Raw genomic sequence first — 11,505 nt, 5'->3', positions numbered from 1 at the left:
GTGGGGGCATGCCGCTAACAGGTGAATACGCACCCAGCCCGCTGGACTGGTCTCGCGAGCAGGCCGAGAAGTACATGGCCTCCGGCGGAACCGAGGGCACCGAGATGCAGGGAAAGCCGGTCGTCCTGCTGACCACCGTGGGAGCCAAGACGGGCAAACTCCGGAAAACCCCGCTGATGCGGGTCGAGCACGATGGGCAGTACGCCATCGTCGCCTCGCTGGCCGGCGCGCCGAAGCACCCGCAGTGGTATCACAACGTCAAAAAGAACCCGCGGGTCGAGCTGCAGGACGGCCCGGTCAGCGGGGACTATGAGGCCCGCGAGGTGTTCGGCGAGGAGAAGGCCATCTGGTGGCAACGCGCGGTGCAGGTCTGGCCCGACTACGCCACGTATCAGGCCAACACCGAGCGGGAGATCCCGGTGTTCGTGCTCACCCCGGTGCACTGAAACCCCCACCGGGTGGCACGATTATCCGGTGTCCGCTGAGCTGAGCCAGAGCCCGTCCGTGCCGGGCGCCTTGTGTGCCGCGGACATCGAGGCGGCGGCGAAGCGGATCGCCCCGGTGGTCAGCCCCACGCCGCTGCAGCACTGCGAGCGGTTGTCGGCGGCCACCGGCGCCACGGTCTATCTCAAACGCGAAGACCTGCAAATCGTGCGCTCCTACAAGCTGCGCGGCGCCTACAACCTGCTGGTGCAGCTGTCTGAGCAGGAGACCGCCGCGGGCGTGGTGTGCTCCTCGGCGGGCAATCACGCGCAGGGTTTCGCCTACGCGTGCCGCGCGTTGGGGATTTACGGCCGGGTTTACGTGCCGGCCAAGACCCCCAAGCAGAAAAAAGACCGCATTCGCTACCACGGCGGGGAATTCATCGAGTTGATTGTGGGCGGGTCGACGTATGAGATGGCGGCCGCGGCGGCCCTCGAGGACGTGGCCCGCACCGGCGCCACGCTGGTTCCGCCCTACGACGATCTGCGCACCATCGCCGGTCAGGGCACCATCGCCGTGGAATTGCTCGACCAGCTCGACACCGAACCCGACCTGGTGGTGGTGCCGGTGGGCGGTGGCGGCTGCGTCGCCGGCATCACCACCTACCTGGCCGAGCGGACCGCGAACACCGCGGTGCTGGGCGTGGAGCCGGCCGGGGCGGCCGCGATGATGGCGGCGTTGGCCGCCGGCGGCCCGGTGACCCTGGAGCACGTCGACCAGTTCGTCGACGGGGCCGCGGTCAGCCGGGCGGGCACGCTGACCTATGCCGCACTGGCCGCCGCCGGCGACATGGTGTCGATCACCGCCGTCGATGAGGGCGCGGTCTGCACCGCGATGCTCGACCTCTACCAGAACGAGGGGATCATCGCCGAGCCGGCGGGCGCGCTGTCGGTCGCCGGTCTGCTGGAGGCCGGCGTCGAGCCCGGCGCCACGGTGGTGTGCCTGATCTCCGGCGGCAACAACGACGTCTCCCGCTACGGCGAGGTGCTGGAGCGGTCGCTGGTGCACCTCGGCCTCAAGCACTACTTCCTGGTCGATTTCCCGCAGGAGCCCGGCGCGTTGCGCCGGTTCCTCGACGAGGTGCTCGGGCCCAACGACGACATCACGCTGTTCGAGTACGTCAAGCGCAACAACCGCGAGACCGGTGAGGCCCTGGTCGGCATCGAGTTGGGGTCGGCCGCTGACCTCGACGGGCTGCTGGCCCGGATGCGGGGCACCGGGCTGCACATCGAGATCCTCGAGCCGGGGTCACCGGCCTACCGCTACTTGCTGTAGCCACCGGAAAGGCTTGGCGTTCAGGCGGTCTTACGCAGCACCAGCAGGGAGCGGGCCGGAACGGAGATGCTCTCGCCGGCGGCCACGACCAGAGCGCTGTCGCCGGTGGGGTCGGTGGTGTCCAGCTCCGCCGTCCACACCTGGGCGTAATGATCTTGGGGAATAACGAATTTCACCGCCTGGTCATGGGCGTTGAAGCACAGCAGAAACGAGTCGTCGACCACCCGTTGGCCGCGTGCGTCCGGGGAGGGGATGGCCTCGCCGTTGAGGAACACGGCGATGCTTTTGCCGAACTGGCTGCCCCAGTCTTCGGGTGTCATCTCCCGGCCGGCCGGTGTCAGCCAGGCGATATCGCGCACCTGCTCGCCCTTGCGGATCGGCGCGCCTTCGAAGAACCGGCGGCGGCGAAAAACCGGATGGGCCCTGCGCAGCGCCGTCGCCTTACGGGTAAAGGCCAGCAAATCGGCATTCTTGTCGACCAACGACCAGTCCATCCAGGTCAATTCGGAGTCTTGGCAGTAGGCGTTGTTGTTGCCCGACTGGCTGCGCCCGATCTCGTCGCCGTGCGACAGCATCGGGGTGCCCTGCGACACCATCAAGGTGGCCAGGAAGTTACGCATCTGCCGGCCGCGCAGCGCCAGAATGTCGGGATCGTCGGTGGGGCCCTCGACACCGCAGTTCCAGGAGCGGTTGTAGTTTTCCCCGTCGCGGTTGTCGTCGCCGTTGGCCTCGTTGTGTTTTTCGTTGTAGGACACCAGATCCGCCAGCGTGAAACCGTCGTGGCAGGTGACGAAGTTGATGCTGGCGCTGGGACGCCGGCCGGTCGCCTCGTAGAGGTCCGACGATCCGGTCAGCCGGGACGCGAACTCGCCGAGGGTTGCGGGCTCGCCGCGCCAGTAGTCACGCACCGTGTCGCGGTATTTTCCGTTCCATTCGGTCCACAAGCCCGGGAAGTTGCCGACCTGGTAGCCGCCCTCGCCGACGTCCCACGGCTCGGCGATCAACTTGACCTGACTGATCACCGGATCCTGCTGCACGATATCGAAAAACGCGCTCAATCGGTCGACGTCGTGCAGCTCGCGGGCCAAGGTGGCGGCCAGATCGAAACGGAACCCGTCGACGTGCATCTCGAGCACCCAGTAACGAAGCGAATCCATGATCAGCTGCAGGGTGTGCGGGTTGCGGGCGTTGAGGCTGTTGCCGGTTCCGGTGAAATCCTTGTAATAGCGCGGATCCTCGTCGTCGAGGCGGTAGTAGGCGGCGTTGTCGATGCCGCGGAAATTGATGGTCGGGCCCAGGTGGTTGCCTTCGGCGGTGTGGTTGTAGACCACGTCGAGGATGACCTCGATGCCCTCCTGGTGGAAGGTGCGGACCATGGTCTTGAATTCGCTCACCGAAGAGTGCCGGTTGGCGGCGTACTGGTTGTGCGGGGCGAAGAACCCGAATGTGTTGTATCCCCAGTAGTTTCGCAGACCCTTTCGCAGCAGCCGGTAATCGTGCATGAACTGGTGCACCGGCATCAGCTCGATGGCGGTGACGTTGAGCGATTTGAGGTAGTCGATGATCGCCGGGTGGGCCAGCCCGGCGTAGGTGCCCCGCAGTTCTTCGGGGATCGCGGGGTGGGTTTGGGTCATGCCCTTGACGTGCGCCTCGTAGATGACCGTCTGGTGGTACGGAATGCGCGGGGCGCGGTCGGATTGCCAGTCGAAAAACGGGTTGATCACCACGCTGGTCATGGTGTGTCCCAGCGAGTCGATCATCGGCAGGGTGGGGGAATCGGGGTTGGCCGTGTCGTAGGAGAACAGCGCCGGTCCGAAGTCGAAGTCGCCGTGAAAGGCCTTCCCGTACGGGTCGAGCAGCAGTTTGCTGGGGTCACAGCGGTGTCCGGCGGCCGGGTCGAAGGGCCCGTAGACCCGAAACCCGTACCGCTGGCCGGGGGTCACGGTCGGCAGATAGGCATGCCAGATATGTCCGTCGACCTCGTCGAGGCGGATCCGTGACTCGGTGCCGTCGTCGGCGATCAGGCACAGCTCGACCTTCTCGGCGACCTCGGAGAACACCGCGAAGTTGGTGCCGCCGCCGTCGTAGGTGGCCCCGAGCGGGTACGGACTACCCGGCCACACGGTGGGCAGCGCCGGGGGGCCGGGTGCGGTGTCCGGCCGGGAGGCTGACTCGTCTGACGACATCACATCGAGGGTAGCCGCGCCGGTGTCGGGTGGGTTGTCACCACCATCCGGTGGCCGCCGCGATCTGGCGGCCGAGCTCGGTGGCCAGGGTGCGCATGTAGGTCGCCGAGATGTGATGAGCGTCGTGATAGATCAGCACGTTTCCCTCGACCGCCCGGCAGACGTCGGCGCGGCACACCGCGTCGCTCATGTCCAGCGGCTTGAGCAGCGGGAATTGCCCGACGAAGTCGAGGGTGGGGTTGTGGTCGGAGAGCGCGTCGGAGCGCTTGATCCCGCACGACAACCCGTTGCCGCCCTTGGCCAGGCAGTCCGCGGGCACGAACGGTTGGCCGTCCTTGACCAGCCAGGGGGTATCGCGCATGGCGAGCACGGGAATGTTGTTGTCGGAGAACGCTTGCCAAATCCCGATGTACGTCCCCGGCATCACATCACCGGGTTTGATGTTCCAGGGCCGGGTGGAGGTGGTGAACACGTAGTCCGGGTGGTCGGCGATGAGCTTGGCCATCGTTTTTTGCACCCACTCGTGGCACTGCGGGTAGGGGGCGTTGTTGCCCATGATCAGCGGGACTTCCTCGGTGGACAACGGACAGCCCATCTTCAGATACGTCACCACCTTGAAGTGGTGCCTGCGGCCGAGCAGGTCCAGGGCGGTGAGCCAGTGTTCGGCGTGCGACCCGCCGGCCAACGCGATGGTCCGGGTGGCGTCTTTGTCGCCGTAGGTGCAATTGATCAGCGCCGGGTTGTTCCAGTCGCTGATGCAGTTGTCTTTCGTCGACGGCGGCAGGTCGTTTTTGGCTTCCAGCACCGTGGGCCGCATCTGCAGCTTGGGCACCCGCACGTGGTCGACCAGCGCACGCGCCCCCGGGTAGTCGCGGGCATTGAGCCCGCTGAGCTCCTTGCCCTCCGCGCGCTGCACGGTGACGTGCTCCCGCCAGGTGAACGACGTCGCGGTCAAAGTGACGCCCAGCAGGGCCACCACCGACCCCAGCACCATCGTCGGTCGCCGCAGCCGCACCCGCCAGGGGACCGCCGCGACGGGCGGATCGGCGGCCGGCGCCCGATACCGCAGCGGATCCTCGACGTGGCGCAGCGTGAGGTAGGCCAGCACCCCGGAGAGCAGCAGCACCGCCGCGCCGTCGAGGAAGCCGGCGCGCCGATGGCCGGTATAGGACAGCCAGAAGATCAGCAGCGGCCAGTGCCACAAATACAGCGAGTAGGCCATCGCGCCCAGCGTCACCAGCGGCGCGGTCGCCAGCAGCCGATTCGGCAGCGGCAACCGGTCACCGGTGCCGGGCAGGGTATGCCGGTTGGCCCCGGCCAGAATCATCAGCATCGTCGCCCCGACGGGCACCAGGGCCCACGGGCCGGGGAATTCCCGGACGCCGTCGATGAGCGCCCCGCAGGACAGGATCGCCGCCAGCGCCACGGTGGCGATCAGCGTGCGCAGCCACATCGGCCAGCGGACGAAGGGGACCAGCGCGCCGACGAGCGCTCCCAGCAGCAACTCCCAGGCCCGCGCGAAGCTGTTGTAGTAGGCGGTGGCCTGGTTGGCCCGGTGGGCAGCTATCGCGTAGCCGAACGAGACCAGCGTCAGGGCGCTCAGCAGCACTACGAAGAAGCCCCGCAGCCGCCCGCCCAGGCGCCGTCGCAGGAGGTAGGCGCAGCCGAAGATCACGGCCAGGAACGCGATGTAGAACTGGCCCTGCACCGACATCGACCAGATGTGCTGCAGCGGGCTGACCGCCTCGCCGGCGCGCAGGTAGTCGGCCACCGTGTGGGCCAGCTCCCAGTTCTGGTAGTAGCCCAGGCTGGCCAGGCTTTGGTCGGCGAAGGTTTCCCAGCGGGTCTGCGGCTGCACCAGGATGGTGAGCACCGCGCACCCGGCGAGCACCACGACCAGGGCCGGCAGCAGCCGACGGACCAGCCGGGTCACCTCCGGCACCAACGACAGCGACCCCCCTGGGTTGAGCGCGGCCCGGATGACCTTGCCGCCGAAGAAAAAGCCGGACAGCGCCAGGAACACGTCCACCCCGCCGGACACCCGGCCGAACCAGACGTGAAACATCGCCACCAAGGCGATCGCGATACCGCGCAGGCCGTCCAGGTCGTGCCGGTACAAACCCGACGCCCGATTCCGCGTCACCAGCGCGGAGCGTGCCGCCTGGGCGACCGGAGCGGGCGCCGAGGGGGTCGCAGACAGGCTCAGCATCGCCAGACAATCTACCCAACCGGCGCCCGGACCCGCGGGACTCGTCGGTGGCGGCGAGGCCACCGTGTCCGCGGCGGGCGCCCGGCGCCACGCCTACTAACGCGCCGGCACCGCCGGTCGTCAGGCGATGATCCGGGTCAGATACGGCGTCATGCCGGCGGTGCGCGCCGGCGACACCGTGACGGCGGGCTCGGTGGCCTCGATCATCTGACCGTTTCCGAGGTACATCGCGACGCTTTGGCTGCCGCCGGGGCCATAGCAGATCAGGTCACCGGGGCGGGCCTGCGCCGGCGGGACCTTGAAGCCGACGCTGCACTGCTGGCCGGAGGTCCTCGGCATCTTGATGCCGGCGCCGGCGAAGGCGTATTGGATCAGGCCCGAGGCGTCGAATCCGACGACGTTGGCATTCAGTCCGGTGCCCCGGGTGGGGCCCGCCGCGTTGCCGCCCCCGTAGACGTAGGGCACGCCACGCTGCGATAGCGCGCGCTGAATCACGTAGTTGATGGTGTTCTGGTTGCCGGCCGTCAGGATGCTCGGGTCGGCGTGCGCGCGGCCGGTCCCGGCCACCGGCAGCACCACCGCGATCAACAGGCCCAGGCCGATCACGTAGCCGTGTCTCATCAGGGTTCCCCTCCTCAAATCGCCCGCTGGGGGCCCGCTGCGGGCCCGTCGCTGACCCTCCGTCGGATCTCGGCGCGCTGACACCGCGGTCCGAAGGCGCGCCAACGACCGTCCGAAACTCACAACAGTAACTTTAGTAACTTTGACAACGCGTTAGCCGGATGGTCGGCAACCACCCGGATGGCGGCGAACCTGTGTCGTTACCGTCACCGGACGGTGATCCGAAGCGCTCTGCGGCCGGGGACGGCCCGATCGCCGGGCTCGCGCCGCCGCGGCGGTCAGTGCCAGAAGTGGGCGCTGAAGGCGGTCAGCGCGGAACCGGCCAGCGCGCTGAGAAACACCAGGGCCAGCGCCACCACCGGCCAGAAGGACAGGTACCAGCCCTTGACGAGGGAGACGACCGGGCCGATCAGCGCCGCCGCGACCGCCGCACCGAGCCCGCCCCAGACCACCGGATAGATGTAGAAATCGACGCCGTAAGGCACCGGCGCGCAGTCGTCACCGGTGCACACCTCCGCAAGGAACCCGAAAAGCAGCGCCCGCCAGTCGGTGAGCAGCGCCGCCAGCGCGATCGCCGTCAGAATCGCCAGGGTGCCGAGCACATCCCAGGGCGCCAACCGCAGCCGCAGCACCCGGGGGCGGTCCTCGGGGATCAGCGGTGCGAGCCGGGCGCGATCGCCCCCGGACGGGCCGTCGGGAGGATGCGGCGTAGTCATGCCGTCCAATGCTCCCCGACAATCGGTGTTTCGGCGACCCGGGGCGTGCCGGTGGCGGACCCGGGTGCTCTACCCTCGATCTTCATGCCCGCGGCGACCCCGGGTTTGACCCCCGAGCAGATCAGCGCGATCGACGCCGCCCACCTGTGGCATCCCTACAGCACCGTCGGCGCCGAAACCGTGCCCCCGGTGGTGGCGGTCGGCGCGCACGGGCCGTGGCTGACGCTGATCCGCGACGGCCGGCGGGTCGAGGCACTGGACGCGATGAGCTCCTGGTGGACCGCGATCCACGGTCACGGGCACCCGGTCCTTGACGCCGCGCTGAGCGCGCAGCTGGCCACGATGAACCACGTCATGTTCGGCGGGCTGACCCACGAGCCGGCCGCCCGGCTGGCGCAGCTGCTCGTCGACATCACCCCGGCGGGTTTGCAGACCGTCTTTTTCAGCGACTCCGGATCGGTGTCGGTGGAGGTCGCGGTGAAGATGGCGCTGCAGTATTGGCGCGGTCGCGGGCAGCACCGCAAACACCGGCTGATGACCTGGCGGGGCGGCTATCACGGCGACACGTTCACCCCGATGAGCATCTGCGACCCCGATGGCGGCATGCACGCGATGTGGGCCGGCATCCTGGCGCCGCAGATTTTCGCCCCGCAGGTGCCCCGCGACTACGACCCGGGCTACAGCGCGGCCTTCGAAGCCCAGTTGGCCGCGCACGCCGCCGAGCTGGCGGCGGTGGTCGTCGAACCCGTGGTGCAAGGGGCGGGCGGGATGCGCTTTCACGACCCGCGCTACCTGCGTGACCTGCGGGATATCTGCCGGCGGCATCAGGTGTTGCTGGTCTTCGACGAGATCGCGACCGGCTTCGGCCGCACCGGTGAGCTGTTCGCCGCCGACCACGCCGGGGTCAGCCCGGACATCATGTGCGTGGGCAAGGCGCTCACCGGGGGGTACCTGGGGCTGGCGGCCACCTTGTGCACCACCGAGATCGCGCACACCATCAGCGCGGCGGGAGCCCTGCTGCACGGCCCCACCTTCATGGCCAATGCGCTGGCGTGCGCGGTGTCGGTGGCCAGCATCGAAGTGCTGCTGCGCCAGGACTGGCGTTCGGTGATCGCCGGGATCAGCGCCGGGTTGAGCGCCGGGCTGGAACCGGCGCGGGCGCTGCCCCGGGTGACCGATGTGCGGGTGTGCGGCGCCATCGGGGTCATCGAATGCGACCGGCCGGTCGACCTGGCGGTCGCCACCCCGGCGGCGCTGGACCGCGGTGTGTGGCTGCGCCCGTTTCGCAACCTGGTGTACGCCATGCCGCCGTTCATCTGCAGCCCGGCGGAGATCGCGCAGATCACCTCCGCAATGGTCGAGGTCGCGCGGCTCGTAGGCTAAACGCCGATGAAGGCACCGATCGGCCCCGCGCCGCTGGCCTGGCTGGACGGCGACGCCCGGCGGCGTCGCCGCGCTGGGCTGCGCCGCGTGCTGCGGCCCCGCCCCGCCGTCGCCACCGAAGTCGACCTGGCCTCCAACGACTACCTCGGGCTTTCCCGGCACCCCGACGTGATCGCGGGCGGGGTGGCGGCGTTGCGCACCTGGGGCGCCGGCGCCACCGGCTCGCGGCTGGTCAGCGGCGACACCGAGCTACACCAGCAATTCGAATCGGCGCTGGCCGAGTTCGTCGGCGCCGCGTCGGGTTTGCTGTTCTCCTCGGGATACACCGCCAACCTGGGGGCGGTGGCCGGGTTGTCGGGCCCGGGCTCGCTGCTGGTGTCCGACGCCGACGCGCACGCCTCGGTGGTGGACGCCTGCCGGCTTTCCCGGGCCCGGGTGGTGGTGACGCCGCACCGCGATGTCGAGGCCGTGGAGGCGGCGCTGGCGGCGCGGGACGAGGAGCGCGCGGTGGTGGTCACCGACTCGGTGTTTTCCGCCGACGGCTCGCTGGCGCCCCTCGGCGGGCTGCATGAGGCCTGCCGGCGCCACGGCGCGCTGCTGCTGGTCGATGAGGCGCATGGCCTGGGGGTGCGCGGGGCGGGGGGGCGCGGACTGCTGCACGAGCTGGGGCTGGCCGGTGCCCCCGACGTGGTGATGACGGCCACGCTGTCCAAGGCGCTGGGCAGCCAGGGCGGCGTGGTGCTGGGGCCGGCGGCGGTGCGTGAGCACCTCATCGACACCGCCCGGGCTTTCATCTTCGACACCGCGCTGGCGCCGGCGGCGGTGGGCGCCGCGCAGGCCGCGCTGCGGGTACTGGCCGCCGAACCGTGGCGACCCGGGGCGGTGCTGCGCCACGCGGCCACCCTGGCCGAGATCTGCGGGCTGGCGACCCGGCCGCAGTCGGCGGTGGTGCCGGTGATCCTCGGCGATCCGCAGCGGGCGCATCGGGCCGCCACCGCGTGCCTGGAGGCGGGGGTACGGGTGGGCTGCTTCCGGCCGCCGACGGTGCCCGCCGGAACGTCGCGGCTGCGGCTGACCGCGCGGGCATCGCTGGACGCCGGCGAGCTCGAGCGGGCCCGCGCCGTGCTGACGCAGGTGCTGCGGGACCTGGGTGCGCCACGGCGGTGACGATCCTGATCGTCACCGGGACCGGCACGGGCGTCGGCAAGACGGTCGCCACCGCGGCGCTGGCCGCGCACGCCGGCCAGGCCGGCGTCGAGGTGGCGGTGTGCAAGCCGGTGCAGACCGGGACCGCCGCCGGCGACGACGACCTCGCCGAGGTGGCCCGGCTGTCCGGGGTGCGCCGGCTGGCCGGCCTGGCCCGTTACCCGCAGCCGCTGGCCCCGGCCGCGGCCGCCGAGCGGGCCGGCATGCGGCTGCCCGCCCGCGCTGAGGTGCTGGACCTCATCCGGGGCCTGGACCGTCCCGAGCGCCTGACGCTGGTCGAAGGCGCGGGCGGGCTGCTGGTCGAGCTCGCCCACGACGGCGGGACGCTGCGCGATCTCGCGGTCGCCCTGCGCGCCCGGGTGTTGGTGGTCACCAGCGCCGGGCTGGGCACCCTCAACCACACCGCGTTGACCCTGGAAGCGCTGGCGACCCGTAACGTTTCGTGCGCCGGGCTGGTGCTCGGCAGCTGGCCGGCGCGCCCGGGGCCGGTGGAGACGTCCAACCGGTGCGCGCTGGCCCGGCAGGCGCCGCTGCGGGCCGCGCTGCCCGCGGGCGCCGGGTCGATGGACGCCGCCGAGTTTGCCGCGATGAGCGCCCGAGCCTTCGAGCCGGCTTGGGTTAGCGCCCTGGTGGGGTGATGGTTCATTCGATCGAGCTGGTCTTCGACCGGGACACCGAGACGACGATCCGGGGCATCTGGGCCGACCTGGCGGCCGCCGGCATCCCCAGCCAGGCGCCGGCCAGCCGTCCGCACGCGACCATGGTCGTGGCCGAACGCATCGCCGCCGACGTCGATGCCGCACTGGCGTCGCTGAGCCCACGGTTCCCGCTGGGCTGTGTGGTCGGCGCGCCGCTGCTTTTCGGCCGGGCGAAGGTGGTGCTGGCGCGGCTGCTGGTGCCCACGAGCGAGTTGCTGGCACTGCATGCCGAGGTGTACCGGCTGTGCCTGCCGCATGTCGCGCCCGAGCCGATGCCCAACTGCCTTCCCGGACAGTGGACCGCGCACGTCACGCTGGCCCGCAGGGTCGGCGGCGCCCAGCTCGGCCGGGCGGTGCGGGTGGCGGGGCGCCCGGCGGAGATCCACGGCCGGGTCGAGGGCTTACGCCGCTGGGATGGCGAGAAAAAGATCGAGCATCCGATCGGCTGACGAGCTTGTCCGCCCGCCAGCCCCGCAAGCCCCGCCAGCTCCGCAAGCCCCGCCAGCCCCGCATGGCCCCGCATGGCCGCGAGAGTGCAACTGCCGACGCGTTTCTCGACTAGACCCGTCGCTAGTGGCACTCTCGCGACGGCGGGGGTGATGCTCGTAGCCGGCCGGCCCGGCGGACCGGGCCGGCCGGCGCACCGTTACCCTAACGGGAACACCGTTGCCGGCAGGCTGCCGACGGCTCCGGGCGTTTTCCGCCCGGGGCTTGCGGTGCCATCACGA

Annotated in this window: 10 protein-coding genes; 6 read left to right on the top strand and 4 right to left on the bottom strand. The window is 70.2% G+C overall.

Translation table 11 applies throughout. From position 1 onward, the window contains the following. The first annotated feature begins 8 nt into the window (after positions 1 to 8). Both QJR12_RS16075 and ilvA read left to right on the top strand, forming a co-directional pair. Positions 9 to 446, top strand: a complete 438-nt coding sequence (locus QJR12_RS16075; RefSeq protein WP_300584221.1) for a nitroreductase family deazaflavin-dependent oxidoreductase — start codon at positions 9 to 11, stop codon at positions 444 to 446. A 28-nt stretch (positions 447 to 474) separates the two neighbouring features. Further along, entirely contained in the window at positions 475 to 1,758 is a 1,284-nt protein-coding gene (gene ilvA, locus QJR12_RS16070) for a threonine ammonia-lyase (protein WP_300584219.1), read from the top strand. A gap of 20 nt (positions 1,759 to 1,778) precedes the next feature. Here the strand turns inward: ilvA and glgX are convergent, their stop codons facing one another. From glgX to QJR12_RS16050, 4 genes are all read right to left on the bottom strand, one after another. After that, entirely contained in the window at positions 1,779 to 3,944 is a 2,166-nt protein-coding gene (glgX, locus tag QJR12_RS16065; protein ID WP_300584217.1) for a glycogen debranching protein GlgX, read from the bottom strand. A 37-nt stretch (positions 3,945 to 3,981) separates the two neighbouring features. Continuing rightward, a complete protein-coding gene (locus QJR12_RS16060; RefSeq protein ID WP_300584215.1) occupies positions 3,982 to 6,153 on the bottom strand; it encodes an acyltransferase family protein in 2,172 nt (723 codons plus the stop codon). Between the two features lie 120 nt (positions 6,154 to 6,273). After that, positions 6,274 to 6,774, bottom strand: coding sequence for an NlpC/P60 family peptidoglycan-binding protein RipD (gene ripD / locus QJR12_RS16055; protein WP_300584213.1), 501 nt, complete (start codon positions 6,772 to 6,774; stop codon positions 6,274 to 6,276). A 278-nt stretch (positions 6,775 to 7,052) separates the two neighbouring features. Continuing rightward, positions 7,053 to 7,490, bottom strand: coding sequence for a hypothetical protein (locus QJR12_RS16050; RefSeq protein WP_300584211.1), 438 nt, complete (start codon positions 7,488 to 7,490; stop codon positions 7,053 to 7,055). A gap of 84 nt (positions 7,491 to 7,574) precedes the next feature. Here QJR12_RS16050 and QJR12_RS16045 point away from each other — a divergent pair, with 84 nt between their 5' ends. Genes QJR12_RS16045 through QJR12_RS16030 form a run of 4 tightly spaced genes read left to right on the top strand, consistent with a single transcriptional unit; the run spans position 7,575 to position 11,226 of the window. After that, complete coding sequence (locus QJR12_RS16045; protein WP_300584209.1) at positions 7,575 to 8,873, top strand: adenosylmethionine--8-amino-7-oxononanoate transaminase; 1,299 nt, start codon at positions 7,575 to 7,577, stop codon at positions 8,871 to 8,873. 6 nt (positions 8,874 to 8,879) lie between these two features. Next, the gene (locus QJR12_RS16040; protein ID WP_300584207.1) at positions 8,880 to 10,040 is read left to right on the top strand and encodes an 8-amino-7-oxononanoate synthase; all 1,161 of its coding nucleotides are present in this window, start codon (positions 8,880 to 8,882) and stop codon (positions 10,038 to 10,040) included. Then, positions 10,037 to 10,717 carry a dethiobiotin synthase gene (gene bioD / locus QJR12_RS16035; protein WP_300584205.1) on the top strand — a complete coding sequence of 227 codons (681 nt, stop codon included), beginning with the start codon at positions 10,037 to 10,039 and terminating at the stop codon, positions 10,715 to 10,717. Before QJR12_RS16040 ends, bioD begins: the two co-directional genes overlap by 4 nt. Further along, positions 10,717 to 11,226 (top strand): 2'-5' RNA ligase family protein, encoded by a 510-nt coding sequence (locus QJR12_RS16030; RefSeq protein ID WP_300584203.1) that lies wholly within the window; start codon positions 10,717 to 10,719, stop codon positions 11,224 to 11,226. Before bioD ends, QJR12_RS16030 begins: the two co-directional genes overlap by 1 nt. Positions 11,227 to 11,505: the final 279 nt, after the last annotated feature.

Source organism: Mycobacterium sp. (assembly GCF_029961025.1).
GTDB lineage: Bacteria > Actinomycetota > Actinomycetes > Mycobacteriales > Mycobacteriaceae > Mycobacterium.
The sequence above is the reverse complement of the archived record's forward strand: the minus strand, read 5'-3'. Positions and strand labels throughout refer to the sequence as shown.